Below are 18,838 nucleotides of genomic sequence, written 5' to 3' on the forward strand. Positions count from 1 at the left end.
TCACCCTCAAAAAAACCGGTTAATGAAAAACCGAAAACGCGCCGATACACTTTTTCAGCCTTTTAAAAATGCCTGAAAATGACTGTAGAGACAAGCCCCGTTCACTGCGCCGTGATTCCACACCGATACCGAAGTGTTTCACACGGATAGTGTCAAATCTTGAGCCATTTCTCCACTGTTGACGGATTATGCTAGAGAGAGCATATATACCCCATCAATGAATATGTGCTTATACGTCTAGGAGGTTGTATGCATTCTGTTTCTCACCAACTCACGCTGGCTCTGTGTCTGTGCCTGGCAGTGATTCTCTGTACATGGACTCCGGCCTCGGCCGAGCCGACCGGCAAACTCGTCATTTTTCACGCTGGCAGCCTGTCTGTTCCCTTTGCAGCCATGGAAAAAGCCTTTGAAGCCAAATACCCCGGCATCGATGTCCAAAGAGAGTCCGGCGGCTCCACCAAGATGGCCCGTCTGATCTCCGAAGTCGGCAAACCCGCCGACATTATGGCCTCTGCCGATTATGTGGTCATCAACAAAAACCTGATCCCGAAATTCGCTTCATGGAATGTCCGTTTCGCCACCAACCAAATGGTGCTGTGCTACACGGACAAATCCAAGTTCGCCAACGAAATCAACAGTAACAACTGGACCGACATCCTCCAGAAGGACGGCGTTGTCTGGGGACATTCCGATCCCAATCTGGACCCGTGCGGTTACCGCTCCATCATGGTCCTGCAACTGGCTGAAAAATTTTACAAGAAACCGGGTCTGGCCGATGCTCTTATCGCCAGTCGTCCCGAAAAAAATGTCCGGCCCAAATCCGTTGAACTCATTTCCCTGCTCCAGTCCGGTCACATGGACTATGCCTGGGAATATTTGTCTGTCGCGGTCCAGCACGGTCTCAAGTACATCACCATCGACAACCACATGAACCTGAGTGATTACACCCTGACCGACTTTTATTCGCAGGCGCGCGTCAAGGTCTCCGGCAAGAAGCCCGGCACCTTCATTGAACGCGTGGGCAAATCCATCACCTACGGTATTACCAAGCTCGACACGGCAAAAAACCCGGAAGCCGCCGAGGCTTTCCTGGCCTACATGTTCGATCCTGAAGGCGGTCTCAAGATCCTCAAGGATATGGGACAGCCGCCGTTCGAACCCGTTCGGACCGATGAAGCAGGCATGAACAAGCTTCCGGCCAGCCTCAAAACTCTCGTGGAAGTCAACTAATCAGAATGGCTTCGACCAGCACCGCATATAAGGGAGGCTCCGTTTTTCGGAGCCTCCCCAGTTCACTGTTCCAACTCTGGTTCGTGGGTTCATCCGCCCTGATCCTGTTGTTCATTGCGGCCCCGCTGACCTCGACCATCGCCGCCCCGACCTGGGAACGGCTGGTCGAAACATTGGTCGACCCCGCTGTCATCCAATCCATCTGGCTGTCCATGTCCACATCGGGTATGGCCGCGATCATCGCGCTGGTTTTCGGCACCCCGTTGGCCTACATCCTCGCCAGATACGAATTTCCGGGCAAAAAACTGGTGGAAAGCATCATTGACCTGCCCATCATGATTCCACACCCTGTCGTGGGTATTTCCCTGCTCAGTCTGACCGGACGAGACACTTGGTTTGGCACCTTCATTTCGGATCTCGGCATTGAAATCATGGGAACGTCCACCGGCATCGTCTGCGTGCTCGTCTTTGTGGGACTGCCCTTTTATGTCAACACCGTGAAAGGCGGCATCGAATCCATTCCCCCACGCCTCGAAAACGTCTCCCGCTCATTGGGAGCCGGACGGGGACAGACCTTTTTCCGCATCACTTTTCCCCTGTCATGGCGATACATGCTCGTGGGCATGATCATGTGCATGGCCCGCGCCATCAGTGAATTCGGTGCCATCATCATCGTGGCCTATCACCCCATGACCGCGCCGGTTCTCATGTATGAACGCTTCACGGCATACGGTCTCGGCTGGTCTCAACCCGTGGCGGTCATCCTCATTCTAGTGAGTATGCTATTTTTTCTGCTGCTCCGTGCCTTTTCCCTGCCCAAAAGGACTGGCATATGATTGATATCCGAAACCTGTCCATCCAGTTTCCAGGCTTTGCGATCTCGGACGTCAGTCTTCATGTCCACCCCGGCGAATTTTTCACGCTGATCGGCCCGACCGGGTCCGGCAAGACCCTGGTGCTGGAAAGTCTCGCGGGTCTGGCCCCCAAAGGAACCGGCGAATTGATTGTCCATGGACGCGACATTGCGAATCTTCCACCGGAAAAACGCACAGTCAGCCTCGTTTATCAGGACCATTCCCTCTTTCCCCATCTGAACGTGTTGGAAAATGTCACCTATGGGCAACGATATCACGGGATCGATGCCACAACCGGGAAAAAAGAGGCACTTGCCCTTCTGGACCGGCTTGGCCTGTCACGAGTGGTCAATCGAAAGCCGGACAAACTCTCGGGCGGCGAAAAACAACGGGTGTCCATTGCCCGCGCCCTGGCCTGTCATCCCAGCGTGCTGCTACTGGATGAACCCATGTCATCACTCGACCCACAATTCCGAGCCGAATTCAGGCACACACTCAAGGAACTGCACCACGACACAGGACTGACCATCCTCATGGTCACGCATGATTTCGTGGACGCCCTGACCTTGGCGGATCGGGCCGCGGTCATCCGAAATGGACGTCTGGAACAGACTGGCGACGTCACCGACATCTTTCGACAACCTGCCTCACCATTTGTGGCCGAATTCGTGGGCATGGCCAATGTGCTGCCTGCGTCTTTCAAAAACGGACACTGTTCGTTTGCCGGACACACGGTCACGGTGGACACACCTCCCCAGTGGAACGAAGGATATGTGGCCTTCCGCCCCGAAGACATTCTGGTCTCCATGAACCGACGGTTCCCGGATGAATGGTGTACCTTTGAAGGCAATCTGACCCGAATCGACCGCATCGGATTTCATTGGACAGCGCAAATCGCCTGTAATGACCAAACCGTGACCGCCACCGTGGACCAACTGACCGCCCTGGAATATTCACAACAGGAAAAGACAGTCCATCTCGGCATTGCCAAGTCGCATCTTCATTTCATGCCACCGCAGACACCCACCCCCTAACGGGACACAACTGAGACTTTTTTCCCCAAAACAACATTTTTTTCAATAAATGAAACACATACCTTCAAAGTGTTTCTGCTCAAGTGGTACAAAAAGTACCGCCTCCTTTCCGTTTTCGCCATCAGCTTTTAAACGCACCGTTTCTGCCCCATTTTTACCCAGTGGAACAAAAAGTGCCACTGGGTGGAAATGTACCGATTTTTCCTGTAAATAAAGAAATACCATTTTTTTCTGATTCGCCACAGCACGACTCTTCCAGAATGGTCCTGATGGCTACAAAATAAAAGTTCATTGATTACGGGGAAAAAGCCGTATTTTCAGCCTTTCCCCATCGGCAATAGACCATCATGGTCATGGCACACCATTTGCTTTTTTAGAGACCGAGACCCACGGACCTCGACGAGTTATCTGGAACTGCACCAAGAAAACGGGAAAGAGCCATGTCTTCTGAAAAGAACGTCTCGTACAACAAGCTCTCACGCAACATCGCGTTGACCATCATCGCGGTTTCGCTGGCTCCGTTGATCCTGGTCGGCGGACTGATTTTCGACCAATTCCGTTCCATCTACCATGAAAAGGTTTACGCACATCTGGCCGAACTGGTTGATAAGCACAAGCACGAAATAGATACTTTTCTCAAGGAAAAGCTTTCTGAAATCCAATACCTGAACAAGGTCTTTACCTACGATCAATTGTCGGACCCCGTGTTTATCGAAAAGACACTCAAAGGGCTGCGCCAACAATATGGCCGTATATTCGTTGACCTCGGTGTCATCGATGAAAATGGCAAGCAAGTGGCCTATGCCGGCCCGCTCGACCTGCTCGGTGCGGACTACTCTCAAGCGGAGTGGTACACAGAGTCCCGGGACAAGACCACGTACATCAGTGATGTTTTCATGGGGCTTCGTCGCTCCCCTCATTTCATCATTACCATCAACAACATGGAAAAAACGCCATGGACACTCAGGGCATCCATTGATTTCCTCGCCTTCAGCTCCATTGTCGAAAACATTCGGATCGGTGAAACGGGCCGGGCCTATATCCTCAATCAGGATGGCGTGTACCAGACAACCCCGCTCAACAACCACACCATCTCGCTCGATCCGGCCAAATCATCGATTGTTCCGGCCGCCGTTCGAGGCGTGACCATCCGCGAAGGGTTGGATGAAAACGATGAAACATACATCACGGTTTCATCTCCCATGAAAAACGGCGAGTGGACACTGGTCTATCAACAACACTATGCGGACGCCTTTTCCGCCATGACCCGCAGTGAATCAGTCACGTTGCTCATTTTCCTGCTGGGTGGCTGTGCCATCGTGGCCACAGCCATCCTGATCTCCCGCAAGCTGGTCATCCGGCTTCAATCCATGGATGTGGAATCCGAACTGATGAGCAAACAAATCGTGGAAACTGGCAAGTTGGCGGCCATCGGCGAACTGGCAGCGGGAATCGCCCATGAAATCAACAACCCGGTCGCCATCATGATCGAAGAAGCCGGTTGGGTGAGTGATCTGCTGGACGATGAAAAGGGCCAGATCACAGCTGCCCCGGAAATCGACCGCGCGCTGCGTCAGGTACGCACGCAGGGACAACGGTGCAAGGATATCACCCACAAGCTGCTCAGCTTCGCCCGACAATCCGACTCTCGCGTCACCGAGATATCCCTGCCGTCACTCATCGAAGAGGTTGTGGATATTTCCATGCAGCAGGCCAAGTATGCCAAGGTGGATTTCTCCCTGAATTTCGATCCCAATCTCCCGAAAATCACTGCTTCGACTACGGAATTACAACAAGTGTTGCTCAATCTGGTCAACAACTCCATTCAGGCCATGGAACCAGTCGGGGGAGTCTTGTCCATCATCTGCACCACGTCACACGGGTCTGCACTCATTCTTGTGGAAGACACCGGTCCTGGCATTCCGGCAGCAAATCTGAACCGGATATTCGATCCGTTTTTCACGACAAAACCCGTGGGCAAGGGAAGCGGTCTCGGCCTGTCCATATGTTTCGGAATTATCCACCAAATGGGTGGTGAAATAGAGGTTGAAAGCACTGTGGGAAAAGGGACACGGTTCACTCTCCGTTTTCCCCTGCCACACCCCATGAATCAGGAACCCTCAAAGGAGAAACTCCATGACTGATGCCACCGTATTGATAGTGGACGATGAAGTGGGTTTCGTAGACGCGGTCGCCAAGCGGCTGGGCAAGCGAAACATGACGGTCTTCAAAGCCTTCAATGGTGACGAGGCCATGACACAATTGACAAAAAATCCGAACATTCAAGTCGTTATTCTGGACATGAAAATGCCCATCAAGGATGGCCTGACGGTTCTTCAGGAGATCAAGGACGCATACCCTCTGGTCGAAGTCATCATGCTGACCGGCCACGCCACAGTCCCGACAGCCATCGAGGGTATCCAGCACGGCGCCTATGATTACCTCATGAAGCCCTGTGATTTCGGCGAACTGAATGCAAAGATTCTTGAAGCTGTCGCGTTGAAGCAGGATCACGAAGCCGAGGCAGTGGATGCCCGGGTTTCCGACATTGCGCACCGCATGGCGTAACACTCTCACAACGAAGCGAATCATGAAAGGCACCAACAAAATTCGACTGCTCATCGTGGATGATGAAACAGGCTTTGCGGATGTCCTCCGCAAACGCATGGAACGTCGGGGTGTCTCCACATGGACCGCGTCCAGCGGCGAAGAAGCAATCCGGATTGTCAGGAATCACGATTTTGATATCGCCATTGTGGATCTGAAACTCGAAGGGATGGACGGCCTTGAAATACTCAAGGTTTTCAAACTGCTCGTTCCCCAAATGCCCATCATCATGTTGACCGGCCATGGGTGCGAGGTGGCACGGGCCGCCTGTCTTAAAAACGGTGCGGCGGGATACCTGTCGAAGCCGTTCGACTTCAACACACTGCTGGACATGATTGTTCAACAGGCAGGCCTGGAGAAAGCGTCATGAAACCAATCACCGTTCTCCTGGTCGATGATGAAATCGACTTTAGCACCCCCCTTGGAAAGAGGCTGTCGCGACGTGGCATGGATATCCATACCGTTGACAGTGGGCACGGTGCATTGACGAAACTCGAAGACACTCCGGTGGATGTCATCCTGCTCGACATCAAGATGGCGGGCATGGACGGATTGCGGACCCTGAGCGAAATCAAACGAAACCACCCAAAGGTGGCGGTCATCATGCTCACGGCCCACATTGACACCGAGATGGTCCTTGCAAGCATGGGATTGGGTGCCTGCGGATACATCATGAAACCGGTCGAAATTGACGAATTGGTCAACAAGATCCGTGAAGCAATTGGAAATGATATGTGAATCAGGAATTTTATTCCCTCTGGAATGAAAGACCAAACGATACAACACCTAAAGGAAGAGAGGATACACATGAGATTTTTCAGTCAATGGGGGAAGTTCATGCTCGCCGGGGCCGGAGCCATGGCAGAGTGGGAAATCGCAAATGCCAAGTCCATTGTGAGCAGTCGCAAAAAGCTCATGCTTATTGGCCTGATGATCATCCCTATCATTATTGGTGGTATTGCCTTTGCCGATGACATCAGCCCGGTTCTCCCCGATCTGCTTGGGGGCAAAAAAGCCTATAGCCCGGCTTTTTACAGCCTGGGCATTTTCCTGGTATCCATCGCCATCGGCCTTGGTGCCGGTCTGATTACCGGATGTATCGGTGCTGGTGGTGGCTTCATTATCGCCCCGGCCCTCATGTCCGCAGGCATCAAGGGCATCCTGGCCGTTGGAACAGACCTGTTCCACATTTTTGCCAAGGCGATCATGGGCAGTGTCATTCACCGTAAACTCGGCAATGTCTCCGTTCCACTGGCCGCCGTGTTCCTCATCGGCGCGGTCATCGGTGCAACGGCTGGCGGTATTATCAACCGCGTTCTTTACGAGATCAACCCGGTCTTGAGCGACGCATTCATCACCACCATCTATTCTGTCATGCTCGGATTCCTCGGCATCTACGCCCTGACCGATTTCCTCCGCTCCCGCAAGGCCGGTGGCGGCGGCGACGCACACGGTGGACAGGAAGGCGCGGAACTCGGTTCCATGTCCAAGTCCCTTCAGGATGTCAAATTCCCGCCCATGATCAAGTTCGACCAAGACCTGATCCCCGGCGGACGCCAGATTTCCTGGGTCTTCCTGGTCCTGTCCGGCGGACTCGTCGGCCTGGCAGCAGGTATCATGGGTGTCGGCGGCGGCTTCCTGACATTCCCGATCTTTGTCTACGTGCTGGGCGTATCGTCCATGACCACCGTTGGTACCGACATCTTCCAGATCGTCTTTACCGCCGGTTTTGCCTCGATCACCCAGTACGCCATTTACGGCTTCATCTTTTACACACTGGCCATGGGAATGCTCATCGGCTCACTGCTCGGTATCCAAATCGGTGCTTTGGTCACCAAGGTCGTCCCCGGCATCACCATCCGTGGTTTCTACGCCATGGCAGTTCTGGCCGGTTTCATGAACCGAATCTTTGCCCTGCCCGGCAAGCTTGGTGAAATGGATATCATTCCTATCTCGCCCGGTGTTGGAGCAATACTCAATGATATTGGCATATGGGCGTTCTTCATCGTCATCGGAGGGTTCTCCGTCTGGGTCATCGGAACGTTCCTCAAGAACATCTCGTCGCTCAAGAGAAAGGAGGCATAGTAATGATTCATAATAAAAAGGAATTCTACGGAGGCGCCGGTCTCCTCATCGCCTTCTTCGTGGTCTTGTTCTTCATGTTCCAACCAATATATCATGGACACAATGCCATGGAATATCTGGATAACCTGTACAACTCAATCTCAAAAGGCTCGGTTGAATACGCACCAGCTCTCAAAAAGGAAACCAGTCAGTATTCGGCATTGAATGTTGACCTGACCATGACCTACGACAGTGACGTTGAAGCAAAACAGTCAACAATGCTGTTTTCTACCGTCGGCATCACTGCGGAACAAAAGGGAAAGACCCTGCATGTGAGCGGGTCGCTCGGTGCCATTCTCGACGCAACCCTCACGGACTGCGACGCCATGTATCACAACAAGGGCGACATACTCCAAGCCAAGTACTCTATGGACCCACGACGGGCCATGTTCAATTGGTGGAACACACTGAAGCTCATGGACAAGGAACTCAAGGCACAAGGCGAATTCGAAGCGGCCAAGGTGACCAACACCGTGGAGAAAAAGGGCGTGGAAGCCGCATATAACTACTACAAGGTCGAGCCGATACACATCTCGGAAAAGCCCGGTCTGGTTATATTCTCCCTGGCCTTCTATGTCTTCTATACACTCTGGTACGGCTTTGCGATTCTCTTCCTCTTCGAAGGATGGGGGTTGAGACTCAGCCATTAAGATTCAAAACGCATACCCCATGCAGCACGGCTCGGCCTTCCCGAGAGGCCGGGTCGTGCCCCCCATGAGACAGCGTCATCCTTTCAGCTGTTTACTCATCACTGATTTCCATATATTTTAAATTCATAAAGGAAATATGATGAACCTCCACAAATATTACGAAACGGTCATGCAGCTCACCCACGGCATCGTGGTCACGCTCGATCTCGAAGGGAGGATCATCCACGGAAACTCCGAGCTTGAATTCCTTTCCGGCTACACCATGCAGGAGCTGGCCGGACGAGACTGGTTCGAGACATTCATTCCGAAAAAAGACCGGACTGCCGCCCGGCACGCCATCACTGAGAGTTTTCAGGATCATGAAATTTCCGCCTTTGCCGGGGTCATCTCCGCCAGCGATGGCGATACCGTCTATGTCAACTGGAACCTCAAACCTCTGACTGATTCCAATGGAGAGGTCATCAGCCTGCTCTGTGTCGGCCAGGATGTGACCAATCTCATCCTCCGTGAAAAAGGCCTGCTCCGGGAACGGTATTCCCTCATCGAGCGCAACCGGGAACTCGACTGTCTGTACAAAATCAGCCAGATCATGACCAGCATGAAGCCCAAACTCTCGGCCATGCTGGATCAAGTTGTCCACCTTTTGCCCCACGCCTTCAAGGACCCCAGCCGGACGCATGTCCGACTCAGCCTGGACGGTGACATCTGGCAAACACGAGGCCGGCCTGGCGATGTCCACACCTTTTCCGAACCAATCACGGTCAACGAAGACCATCGGGGAATGCTGACCGTCTCCGTAAACAACGACGAGATCAATCCCTCCCCTGCCATGCTCCGGCATAAAAAAGGGTTTCTCGTCATGGTCACGAAACAAATCGCCATTCTCGTGGGCAAAAAAGAAACCCGACGCGCCAAGTTGACCCTTGAAAGTCAACTCCGTCAGGCCGACAGGCTGGCGAAAATCGGCCAATTTTCAGCGGGGGTGGCCCATGAAATCAATGAACCTCTGGCCAACATACTCGGCTTTGCCCAGCTGGCCCTGCAAACGCCAAAGCTCCCGGACCAAACGACCAACGACCTCGGCAACATCGTGGATTCGTCACTCCATGCGCGCGAAATCATCCGCAAACTCATGTTTTTCAGCCGACAATTTCCGCCGCAAAAAATTTCCGTCAATCTCAATGAACTGGTTGACCAGGCACTGCACATCACTTCGGCCAACGCCAAGCGGTCCAAGGTCACCATCAAACGAGAATTCGACGATGCCCTCCCGCACATCATGGCAGATCCGCAACACATCAAGCAGGTCGTGGTCAATCTGGCGGCCAATGCCATCCAGGCCATGCCCGATGGTGGCACCCTGACTGCCCGCACCGTTGACAAAGGTGATGTCTATCTTATCGTCGAAGACACCGGGAGCGGCATGGCACAAGAGACCCTCAAACAAATGTTCAGCCCGTTTTACACCACCAAAGACGTGGACAAAGGCACCGGATTGGGCCTGTCCGTGGTGCATGGCATCATCAAGGCGCACAACGGTTTCATCCAGGTCAACTCCGTTCTTGACAAAGGAACTCAGGTGGAAATTGCCTTTCCCAGTCAACGCAACACAACGGTATACCCATGAGTAATCACATTAAAATCCTCGCCGTGGACGACAGCGCAAACACGCTGGAAGTGCTCAAGCGCAATCTCCAATCCGGTGGATACGAAGTCTACACCTGCCAATCCGTCGCCGAAGCCCTCCCCTTGCTTGACGAACTGTCCATCGATCTTGTGATTACGGATTTTCGAATGCCCCAGGCCACAGGACTCGATCTCATCAAACATGTTCGTGACAACCACCAAGCAACTGAAATCATGATGATTACCGGCTACCCTTCCATTCCAGGCGCGGTCAAGGCCATCAAGGACGGTGCCGGCGAATATCTGGCCAAGCCATTCACCGCCGACGAATTATTGACCGCTGTTCAACGAATTGTGGACCGTCTGCTCAGGCGACGTATTCTCAGCACCGGCGACACCCCGCCCGACAACTTCGGCATCATCGGCAATTCCCCGGAAATGAAACGGGTTTTTCGACGCATTTCCCAGGCCGCCAAAAGTGACGCCAACGTACTCATTTCCGGCAATTCCGGCACCGGAAAAGAACTCGTTGCCAGGGCAGTTCACTACAACAGTGATCGGCGATCCGCTCCCTTTGTCCCGGTCAACTGTACCGCCATCCCCGAAGGACTCGTCGAATCCGAGCTCTTCGGCCATGTCAAAGGGGCCTTCACCGGTGCCAAGGACGGTCGGGCCGGTTTCTTCGAAATAGCCCACGGCGGCTCCATTTTCCTCGATGAAATCGGCGACGCCAGTCCCAACATGCAAGCCAAAATCCTCCGAGTGATTCAATCCAAGGAATTCTGCAAGGTCGGGTCCAGCAAGGTTCTCACCGCAGACACCAGAATCCTTGCCGCCACGCACGAAAACCTGAAACAGCTTGTCGAAGAAGGCAGTTTTCGCGAAGACCTCTACTATCGTATCAATATTATTGATATCCCCGTTCCCCCTCTGCGTGAACGCGGAGACGACATTCTCGCGCTCATCAACCATTTTCTCAAAAAATTCTCCAAGGCCATGCGCCGCAATCCCCCCGTCTTGAGCGACGAGACCCTCAACGCACTCCGAAATCATCCCTGGCCCGGCAATGTCCGCGAAATGGAAAATCTCATCCATCGTCTGGCCGTTATCGTTGATCGGGACATCATCGAAGTCACCGACCTCCCCGAAGATATGCGTTTCAGTCTGCCAGCCGGTGGACGCATCGACCGGTCCCTCGAAGAAGTCGAAGCCGAGCACATTCTCAACGTGCTCGCCATGACCAGAGACAACAAGACCCGAGCCGCCGAAATCCTCGGTATCAACAGAAAAACCCTCCGCGAAAAACTCAAACGAATGGGCTCCGATTCATAAGCGGTTGCCTTCAGCGCCCCCTCGCCGGGGCGGCGGGGAATGTCTCCGACGGCCAGAGGGGAACCTCTTGGAAGAGGTTCCCCTCTGGACTCCCCTCCAGAACTTTTTGGCGCGCCTTCGGCGAGGGCATCCGTTATCGATTGAGTGGGATTGAAGAAGCAGGGGAGGGATATGAAAAAGGGGATGGGTAAAGAAGTAAGAGGACTTTGCAAAAAGAATACGTTTTAAGTTTTCATATCGAGTCTGTAAAAAATACATTTTTTTACAACGACCTTCCAAGAGCCGCACGAACAAATGCTGCCGACACCCTTCGCGAAGCGACCCAAAAAGTTTTGGAGAGTCCAGAGACCCTTTTTCAAAAGGGTCTCTGGCAGGTCCAGGACAGCGTCCTGGTCCCGCTGAAGGCGACCGCCGGTAGGCTCCCGCTGAAGGCGACCGCCGGTAGGCTCCCGCTGAAGGCGACTGCCGGTAGGCTCCAAAAAAAGACCCCACAACAGCTGTTGCGAGGTCGGGTGAAAACGATAGAAGGTCAATTCATCAAGAATCGAGATGGCAACAGGCATATCGCCCGGGCGCAATTTCACGTCGTTTTGGTGCTTCGTGTTTGCAAATATCCATTGCATGAGCGCAACGCGGGTGAAAATGACAACCGGAGGGAGGATTGAGCGGTGAGGGGATTTCTCCGATAAGCGGTGAAAAATCCACACCCCGTTTTTCCAGCCGAGGCACCTCATTCAGAAGGGCCTGGGTGTACGGATGAAATGGCGATTCAAACAAATCATCCACTGGAGCGGTTTCCACGATCCGACCAAGATACATGACTGCGATGCGATCAGAGATATGCTCGACCACTCCGAGGTCATGCGAGATGAACAAACAGGTCAAATTGCGTCGCTCCCGCAGATCCATGAACAGGTTGAGAATCTGCGCCTGAATGGAGACGTCGAGCGCGGCCACGGATTCGTCGCAAACCAGACATTCCGGCTTAACGGCCATGGCGCGGGCGATGCCGACACGCTGGCGTTGTCCACCGGAGAACTGATGCGGATAGCGATTCTTGTATGAAGAGTCCAACCCACACAATTCCATGACGGAATCGAGATAGTCGTCCAATTCTTTGGACGTGGTCAAACCGTGATATAATGGGGCTTCGCCGATGATGGCCTTGACGCGTTTGCGCGGGTTGAGCGAGGCGAACGGGTCCTGAAAAATCATCTGCACATTGATGGCATAGTCGAGTTTTTCCTCGGCAGACATCTCGGCAACGTTTTTTCCCTTGTAGTAAATATCCCCTGACGTCTGCCGCAGGATATCGCATACGATTCGGCCCAAAGTCGATTTACCACAACCGGATTCACCGACCAGCCCGACGACTTCGCCAGGATTGACGTACAGATTCACATCGTCAACGGCCTGCACGCGCTCCTCGACGATATTCGCACCGAGCTTGCGAGCGGCCTTGCTGGCAAAATCCAACTTCTTTTGAAAAACCTTGCTGATATGTTCACAGCGGATGAACGGTGTTTTTTCGTCACTCATGATATTATCCGTTGCTCCTGTTCTGTTTACCCGGATGGAAACAACAGACCTTGCGGCCATCGTCCATCACCGTCACGGGCGGCACTTGGAGACATTTTTCCGAACTCCGGAAACAGCGCATCCTGAACGGACAGCCTTCCGGCAAATTGATAAGAGAAGGCGTCATGCCTGGAATCTGAAAAAGTCTTTCGCCCCGCCTGTTCCGGCTGGGAACCGACCCGATCAACCCTTCGGTGTAGGGATGCAGTGGCGCATCAAGGACGTCCTGAACCGGCCCTTCCTCGATAATGGTCCCCGCGTACATGACAGCGACCCGATTGGCCAATCCTGCAATGACAGTCAAGTCATGGGTGATCCACATGAGTGCCATGTCGGTTTTGCGACACAACTTCTGCATTTCTGCAAGAATCTGACTCTGAATGGTCACATCGAGCGCGGTGGTTGGTTCATCCGCAATAATCAGATCGGGATTGTTCAACAACCCAGTGGCAATGGCGACACGCTGCCGCATTCCGCCAGAGAACTGATGCGGATAGGCCTTGATGCGTTCTTCCGGTGAAGGAATACCGACCATGCCTAACGCTTCGACAGACCGACGACGCGCCTCTGCCTTGCTGACGTTTTCGTGAGCACGAATGGCTTCGATCATCTGCGTGTCAATACGCAGGACCGGATTCAGGGTCATCATGGGGTCCTGAAAAATCATGGCCACACGATTTCCCCGGAAATGCTGCCAGTCCGCTTCGGATTGGTCCACCAGCTCTTTTCCTTTGAACCGAATCGATCCACCGGCAACACGGCCAGGAGGGTCAACCAATCCCATGATGGAAAAACCCATGACGGATTTTCCGGAACCGGATTCACCAACAATACCGACAACCTCACCCTTGTTCACGGTGAGTGATATTCCATTGACCGCCTTGACCACACCCGCACGGGTATAGAAATAGGTCTGGAGGTCTTTCAATTCGAGAAGAGGTGCGCTCATCGTTTCAACCTCGGATTCAATACATCGCGTAGCCGGTCACCGACCAGATTGATACAAACGATGAGGATTAACAAAGCAACACCAGGATACACACTGATCCAATAATAACCGCTTTGCAGGAACTTAAAACCATTGGCGATCAGTAAACCGAGTGACGGCTTGGTAATGGGCATCCCCAGACCAAGAAACGACAGGGTCGCTTCAAGGGCGATGGCTCCGGCCACCTTCACCGTCGAAATGACGATCAATTCGGGCATACAGTTTGGCAAAACATGACAAAACATGATGCGCCGATTGGGTAGGGCCAGACATTTTGCCGCTTCCACATATTCCTTGTTCCGTTCAACAAGGACATTGCTTCGGATAGCACGTGCGTAATACGCCCACTGCACCATGACGAGAGCGAGAATGATCTTGTCGATGCCCTTGCCAAGAATGGCAAGCAGTATCAACGCCACCAAAATCGCCGGGAAACTCAATTGAAGATCCACCGTTCGCATGATGAACGAATCGGTTTTCCCTCCTTGATACGCAGCCCAAAGACCGATGACCGCACCAATAATGAGCGCAATCACCGTGGACAACACGCCAACGCCCAGACTGATACGAAGTCCATAGAGAATGGAACTGAGCATATCCCGACCCTGACTGTCTGTCCCGAGATAATAGGTCATGGATTCATCGAAAGAGGTGTTGCCCGGGGCCAGCTTGGAATCCATTATGTCAATCGTCATGAGATCATATGGATTCTGCGGCGAGATGTACGGAGCCATCAACGCAACAGCCACAATTATCGTCAGAAGAATCAGCCCGATGGTCGCCACCCGGCTTTCAAAAAACTCCTGAACAGCCTGCCAAAACAGGGATTCACTTTGTTGTGCCATGTCCTCCCCCTATCGCTCGTCGCCCAGGCGAACCCTGGGGTCAAGGACCGAGTACATGATGTCCACGATCAGATTGATGAGAATAAACATGGTCACCGTAATCAGCAAATATGCCACGATGATAGGCCGGTCGAGCACTCCGATGGAGTCAATGACCAGCTTGCCCATGCCGGGCCATGCAAAAATGGTTTCCGTGACAACCGCAAACGCAATCAGATTGCCGAATTCCATACCGAGCACGGTCACGACCGGAATCATGATATTTTTCATGACATGCAATCCGATGATTCGCGTGTTTGACAATCCTTTGGCCCGAGCAAATTTCACGTAATCCATTTGCAGATTTTCTTGCACACCCGCACGACTGAGCCGGATGGCCAGCGAGGTCTTGAACAAGGCCAGGTTAGACGCCGGAAGAATGAGATACGAGAGACCTTTCCAGGAAAGAAAACTGAAATGCATACCGAGAAACTCGACAGGTTCCCCTCGGCCACCGGATGGAAGCCATCCCAGATGCACGGAGAAGATGATGATAAGCATCAATCCGACCCAGAACGTGGGGAGGGAAAAACCGAGAATGGAAAAACGCATGATATTGCGTCCAATCCAGTTATCGTGTTGGATTCCAGCGATCATGCCAAGCGGTATGCCCAGGAAAACAGCCATGAACATGGCGGTAAAAGCAAGCTCCAAGGTGGCCGGAAGTCGATCAAAAATAATTTTGAGCGCAGGTTCGTTGTAGACGAACGAATTTCCGAAGTTACCGTGAAGAGCGCCTTTGAGAAATATGAAGTATTGTTCCCACAGCGGTTTATCCAAACCAAACTCGCTGACGGCACGAGCGTACTCGGCCGGAGTTGCGTCGGGTGCGATCAAGATGTCGATCGGGTTGCCGATGTAATACACACCGACAAACACCAAAACCGACATGACCAAAAGCACGACAGCACTCTGGGTGATGCGACGAATGAGAAACGCGAGCATTTCTGTCCTTTATTTACGAGGGAAACGAGGGAACGCCCTTGCAAGCGTTCCCTCGGAGCAAGTCTGTAAAACGATTTTACTGCGACACGATTTCGTGAGGCAATGTATATCCATCAGTACGGCCATTGTATGCCAAGCCCTTCTTGGAACCCCAAACGGAGACCTGGAAATGAATCGGAACGATACCGACGTCATTCATGGCAGCTTCGACACTTTCAATGAGGATCTTGTTATGTTCGGCAGGATCGACAGTCTTCAATGCCAATTCCAGCTTCTCATCAACAACAGGGTTTGAATAGCGACCACGGTTGGCGGCGCCAAAGCCCTTGTCCTTGTCATACGTATGCAACAATGCGCCAACACAGTTGGAGTGCTCACCGGTATCAGTGGCCCACCCAAGCAGCATCATGCTGAATTCCAACGCAGAGGCCTTTCCGAAATACACGGCCTTGGGCATGGTGTTGACTTCGGTCTTGATACCGACCTTAGTCAGCATCTGGGCAATGGCCTGAGCGATGTCGCCATCATTGACGTACCGATCATTGGGACCATGAATCGTAATCTTGAATCCTTCAGGATACCCGGCTTCGGCCAACAGGGCCTTGGCTGCCTTGGGATCATACTTTTCAGGCTTGAGTGTCTTGGACGTTCCTTCGTAGCCGGCAGGCAGCATCTGCGCTGCGGGAATGGCCAGACCATCCATGATACGAGCGGCAATGGCTTCACGATTGATCGCCTTGGAGATGGCCTTGCGAACGCGAACATCTTTCAGGGGATTCTTGATCTTGTTGCCATCATTGTCCGTAATCATCGGGGAATCATCACGGTCGGAATCAAGGTGCAAATAGATCAAACGAGTAGAAGGAGATTGCGAAAGGACAATGTTTTTCGCTGCCTTGAGATGTTTGACATCAGACGGCGGCACAAAGTTGATCAGATCAACATCACCGGCTTGCAACGCGGCAACGCGGGTTCCATCATTGGAAATGGGACGGACGATGATTTTTTCCCACTCGGGTTTGACACCCCAGTAGTCATCATTGCGTTCATACACAATTTTGTCACCACGGGCCCATTCAACCAGCTTGTAGGGACCGGTACCAATGCAGGCAACACCGGAATTGAAATCTTCGGTGCCCTTACCTTCAGCAGCTTTCTTGGACACAACGGTAAAGGATGCAAAGTTACGCGGCATCAGCGGGGCCGGCTCTGCGGTATGGATGCGGACAGTGTACGGATCAACGATTTCGACCTCGGTGATCGCTCCCACTGCGCCGGAAAAAGACGACGGAGAGTTCGGAACATTCGGAATACGCTCAATGGTATACTTCATGTCTTCCGCAGTAAACGGGGAACCATCATGGAACGTCACGCCCTTACGAAGATGGAATTCCCACACGGTGTTGCTGACAGGTTCCCAAGACTCGGCCAAGCCAGGATACAACTTCTGATGATGATCCTGCAAAATGAGTTTGTCAAAAACCCACAGGGCCATCTGGTTGTTCTGCGTCACATTGTGAAAATGGGGGTCGAGCGATGTTGGTTCGCCCTTGAGACCGATGGTGAGGTCCTTGGCCATCCCGATGGATGCGCCGAGAACCAAGCTCGCCATGATGACGAAGCTGATCAACAGTTTCTTTTTCATGAATCTCTCCTTGTGATTTTGTACCAAGAAAGGCTCACAAAAATGTCATAAATTCACCAGAAAATCAATATATTCGATGAAAAAACTCCGTACATTGATTTTCTTGAACAAATATTTGGCGCACGCTATCATGCAAACCACTTTTATTGTCAATCAACCAGAGGAAAACCTGCCATGGAAATAGTTCAGTCACTCAAAAATTATCTTGAGAAAAATGAACAGGAAATGTTCGCGCTTCTTGAAAAAATCGTCAATATCAACAGTTATTCCGGAAACAAGGACGGTGTAAACGAGGTTGTTGATATCCTCGAAAGCACCTTTAAGGACATGGGGTTTTCCACCCGCCGTCAACCTCGCGAGACGACCGGAGATAACCTGGCGGCAACAAGCCCAGCTCATCCAGACGGCGGCGGTCTGCTCATGATTGGTCATATGGACACGGTTTTTCCACCGGAAATGGGATTCAATTCATACAAAAAAGTCAATAATACCATATATGGACCGGGTGTCTATGATATGCAAGGCGGCTTGGTTGTGGGAATTTTCGCAGCCAAGGCTCTCCAGGCAATCGGGGCATTGGACCGGCTTCCCGTTGGTTTTGCCTATAATTCAGACGAAGAAATCGGATCGCCCCACTCCCGCGACTTCATCGTGGAAGAAGCCCAAAAACGCGATTTCTGTTTTGTCATGGAAGGTTCAGGAGCCAATGGTGGCGAAATTGTCACTGGCCGCAAGGGGCGAATCGTTTTTGAATTGACTGTCACAGGCAAAGCGGGACACGCCGGGAACGCGCCCTCGAACAAGGCCAGTGCCATCGCAACAATCGCGCAGATGGTCACCGCGCTCGAAGCGTTGAACAATCCCGAAGCCGGGACCTCCCTCAATGTCGGTGTGATCGAAGGCGGCGTTGGTCCCAACACCATCGCGGCCACGGCAACGGCCCGGGTCGAAACCAGGTTCACCAGTCCAGAAGGACGCGACGCGGTCTGGACGGCAATCCAATCCATCGTCAACGCACCAAAAGTGCCAGGGACTTCAGCGACACTCGACATTGAAGTCGAACGGCCCCCCATGGTTCCCAACGAGGCAAATCTCCAACTGTTTGAATCGGTTGATCGAGCGGCCAAAGAACTCGGCCTCACCGTCAAATCCTGCTTCCGTGGAGGCGGCTCCGACGCCAATGTCATTTCCGAGGCTGGCGTGCCCGTGGTGGATGGACTCGGCACATCGGGCGACAAGCTGCACACTCCTGATGAAACCATGCGGGCTGACTCCATGGTTCGCCAAGCGATATTGACCGCACTCAGCGCAATCAGGGCATACGAAAAATACGCATAAGTC

The 18,838-nt window shown here is 52.7% G+C and carries 18 protein-coding genes; 12 read left to right on the plus strand and 6 right to left on the minus strand.

Translation table 11 applies throughout. The annotated features are described in order from the left end of the window. Positions 1–249 precede the first annotated feature (249 nt). From wtpA to GO013_RS03580, 3 genes are read left to right on the plus strand one after another with little or no spacing between them, the layout of a single operon-like run. Positions 250–1,230, plus strand: a complete 981-nt coding sequence (wtpA, locus tag GO013_RS03570) for a tungstate ABC transporter substrate-binding protein WtpA (RefSeq protein WP_163808681.1) — start codon at positions 250–252, stop codon at positions 1,228–1,230. A 5-nt stretch (positions 1,231–1,235) separates the two neighbouring features. Further along, positions 1,236–2,066: an ABC transporter permease gene (locus GO013_RS03575; protein WP_163808682.1), complete on the plus strand. Its 831-nt coding sequence runs from the start codon at positions 1,236–1,238 to the stop codon at positions 2,064–2,066. Next, positions 2,063–3,118 (plus strand): ABC transporter ATP-binding protein, encoded by a 1,056-nt coding sequence (locus GO013_RS03580; RefSeq protein WP_163808683.1) that lies wholly within the window; start codon positions 2,063–2,065, stop codon positions 3,116–3,118. The genes GO013_RS03575 and GO013_RS03580 overlap by 4 nt, the downstream gene beginning before the upstream one ends. 42 nt (positions 3,119–3,160) lie before the next feature. On the opposite strand, the gene GO013_RS03585 is transcribed toward GO013_RS03580, so the two are convergent. Continuing rightward, on the minus strand, positions 3,161–3,361 hold the full coding sequence (locus GO013_RS03585; protein WP_163808684.1) for a hypothetical protein: 201 nt from the start codon (positions 3,359–3,361) through the stop codon (positions 3,161–3,163). Positions 3,362–3,558: 197 nt separating this feature from the next. On the opposite strand from GO013_RS03585, the gene GO013_RS03590 reads away from it, so the two are divergent. From GO013_RS03590 to GO013_RS03625, 8 genes are all read left to right on the plus strand, one after another. After that, positions 3,559–5,262: a PAS domain-containing sensor histidine kinase gene (locus tag GO013_RS03590; protein WP_163808685.1), complete on the plus strand. Its 1,704-nt coding sequence runs from the start codon at positions 3,559–3,561 to the stop codon at positions 5,260–5,262. Continuing rightward, positions 5,255–5,686, plus strand: a complete 432-nt coding sequence (locus tag GO013_RS03595; protein WP_163808686.1) for a response regulator — start codon at positions 5,255–5,257, stop codon at positions 5,684–5,686. Before GO013_RS03590 ends, GO013_RS03595 begins: the two co-directional genes overlap by 8 nt. Before the next feature lie 22 nt (positions 5,687–5,708). Then, entirely contained in the window at positions 5,709–6,095 is a 387-nt protein-coding gene (locus GO013_RS03600; RefSeq protein WP_163808687.1) for a response regulator, read from the plus strand. After that, positions 6,092–6,463, plus strand: coding sequence for a response regulator (locus GO013_RS03605; protein ID WP_163808688.1), 372 nt, complete (start codon positions 6,092–6,094; stop codon positions 6,461–6,463). Before GO013_RS03600 ends, GO013_RS03605 begins: the two co-directional genes overlap by 4 nt. Positions 6,464–6,532: 69 nt before the next feature. After that, positions 6,533–7,810 (plus strand): sulfite exporter TauE/SafE family protein, encoded by a 1,278-nt coding sequence (locus GO013_RS03610; protein WP_163808689.1) that lies wholly within the window; start codon positions 6,533–6,535, stop codon positions 7,808–7,810. Positions 7,811–7,812: 2 nt separating this feature from the next. Further along, positions 7,813–8,499, plus strand: coding sequence for a hypothetical protein (locus GO013_RS03615; RefSeq protein WP_163808690.1), 687 nt, complete (start codon positions 7,813–7,815; stop codon positions 8,497–8,499). Positions 8,500–8,638: 139 nt separating this feature from the next. After that, on the plus strand, positions 8,639–10,126 hold the full coding sequence (locus tag GO013_RS03620; RefSeq protein WP_163808691.1) for an ATP-binding protein: 1,488 nt from the start codon (positions 8,639–8,641) through the stop codon (positions 10,124–10,126). Beyond that, positions 10,123–11,457, plus strand: a complete 1,335-nt coding sequence (locus GO013_RS03625; protein WP_163808692.1) for a sigma-54 dependent transcriptional regulator — start codon at positions 10,123–10,125, stop codon at positions 11,455–11,457. The genes GO013_RS03620 and GO013_RS03625 overlap by 4 nt, the downstream gene beginning before the upstream one ends. Positions 11,458–11,994: 537 nt before the next feature. Here the strand turns inward: GO013_RS03625 and GO013_RS03630 are convergent. The 5 genes from GO013_RS03630 to GO013_RS03650 all read right to left on the minus strand — a co-directional run bounded on the left by GO013_RS03630 (position 11,995) and on the right by GO013_RS03650 (position 17,497). Beyond that, on the minus strand, positions 11,995–12,996 hold the full coding sequence (locus GO013_RS03630) for an ABC transporter ATP-binding protein (RefSeq protein WP_163808693.1): 1,002 nt from the start codon (positions 12,994–12,996) through the stop codon (positions 11,995–11,997). A 4-nt stretch (positions 12,997–13,000) separates the two neighbouring features. Beyond that, positions 13,001–13,984, minus strand: a complete 984-nt coding sequence (locus GO013_RS03635; RefSeq protein ID WP_163808694.1) for an ABC transporter ATP-binding protein — start codon at positions 13,982–13,984, stop codon at positions 13,001–13,003. Further along, positions 13,981–14,868, minus strand: coding sequence for an ABC transporter permease (locus GO013_RS03640; RefSeq protein ID WP_163808695.1), 888 nt, complete (start codon positions 14,866–14,868; stop codon positions 13,981–13,983). Before GO013_RS03640 ends, GO013_RS03635 begins: the two co-directional genes overlap by 4 nt. A gap of 9 nt (positions 14,869–14,877) precedes the next feature. Continuing rightward, on the minus strand, positions 14,878–15,852 hold the full coding sequence (locus GO013_RS03645) for an ABC transporter permease (protein WP_163808696.1): 975 nt from the start codon (positions 15,850–15,852) through the stop codon (positions 14,878–14,880). Positions 15,853–15,928: 76 nt separating this feature from the next. Then, the gene (locus tag GO013_RS03650; protein WP_163808697.1) at positions 15,929–17,497 is read right to left on the minus strand and encodes an ABC transporter substrate-binding protein; all 1,569 of its coding nucleotides are present in this window, start codon (positions 17,495–17,497) and stop codon (positions 15,929–15,931) included. Positions 17,498–17,671: 174 nt separating this feature from the next. On the opposite strand from GO013_RS03650, the gene GO013_RS03655 reads away from it, so the two are divergent. After that, positions 17,672–18,835: a M20 family metallopeptidase gene (locus tag GO013_RS03655; protein WP_163808698.1), complete on the plus strand. Its 1,164-nt coding sequence runs from the start codon at positions 17,672–17,674 to the stop codon at positions 18,833–18,835. The last annotated feature ends 3 nt before the right edge of the window (positions 18,836–18,838 follow it).

This window comes from Pseudodesulfovibrio sp. JC047 (genome assembly GCF_010468615.1).
Classification (GTDB): Bacteria; Desulfobacterota; Desulfovibrionia; order Desulfovibrionales; family Desulfovibrionaceae; genus Pseudodesulfovibrio.

Coding starts and splice junctions, on each gene's coding strand:
- wtpA (WP_163808681.1), top strand. CDS start 250: ATGCATTCTGTTTCTCACCAACTCACGCTGGCTCTGTGTCTGTGCCTG.
- GO013_RS03575 (WP_163808682.1), top strand. CDS start 1,236: ATGGCTTCGACCAGCACCGCATATAAGGGAGGCTCCGTTTTTCGGAGC.
- GO013_RS03580 (WP_163808683.1), top strand. CDS start 2,063: ATGATTGATATCCGAAACCTGTCCATCCAGTTTCCAGGCTTTGCGATC.
- GO013_RS03590 (WP_163808685.1), top strand. CDS start 3,559: ATGTCTTCTGAAAAGAACGTCTCGTACAACAAGCTCTCACGCAACATC.
- GO013_RS03595 (WP_163808686.1), top strand. CDS start 5,255: ATGACTGATGCCACCGTATTGATAGTGGACGATGAAGTGGGTTTCGTA.
- GO013_RS03600 (WP_163808687.1), top strand. CDS start 5,709: ATGAAAGGCACCAACAAAATTCGACTGCTCATCGTGGATGATGAAACA.
- GO013_RS03605 (WP_163808688.1), top strand. CDS start 6,092: ATGAAACCAATCACCGTTCTCCTGGTCGATGATGAAATCGACTTTAGC.
- GO013_RS03610 (WP_163808689.1), top strand. CDS start 6,533: ATGAGATTTTTCAGTCAATGGGGGAAGTTCATGCTCGCCGGGGCCGGA.
- GO013_RS03615 (WP_163808690.1), top strand. CDS start 7,813: ATGATTCATAATAAAAAGGAATTCTACGGAGGCGCCGGTCTCCTCATC.
- GO013_RS03620 (WP_163808691.1), top strand. CDS start 8,639: ATGAACCTCCACAAATATTACGAAACGGTCATGCAGCTCACCCACGGC.
- GO013_RS03625 (WP_163808692.1), top strand. CDS start 10,123: ATGAGTAATCACATTAAAATCCTCGCCGTGGACGACAGCGCAAACACG.
- GO013_RS03630 (WP_163808693.1), bottom strand. CDS start 12,996: ATGAGTGACGAAAAAACACCGTTCATCCGCTGTGAACATATCAGCAAG.
- GO013_RS03635 (WP_163808694.1), bottom strand. CDS start 13,984: ATGAGCGCACCTCTTCTCGAATTGAAAGACCTCCAGACCTATTTCTAT.
- GO013_RS03640 (WP_163808695.1), bottom strand. CDS start 14,868: ATGGCACAACAAAGTGAATCCCTGTTTTGGCAGGCTGTTCAGGAGTTT.
- GO013_RS03645 (WP_163808696.1), bottom strand. CDS start 15,852: ATGCTCGCGTTTCTCATTCGTCGCATCACCCAGAGTGCTGTCGTGCTT.
- GO013_RS03650 (WP_163808697.1), bottom strand. CDS start 17,497: ATGAAAAAGAAACTGTTGATCAGCTTCGTCATCATGGCGAGCTTGGTT.
- GO013_RS03655 (WP_163808698.1), top strand. CDS start 17,672: ATGGAAATAGTTCAGTCACTCAAAAATTATCTTGAGAAAAATGAACAG.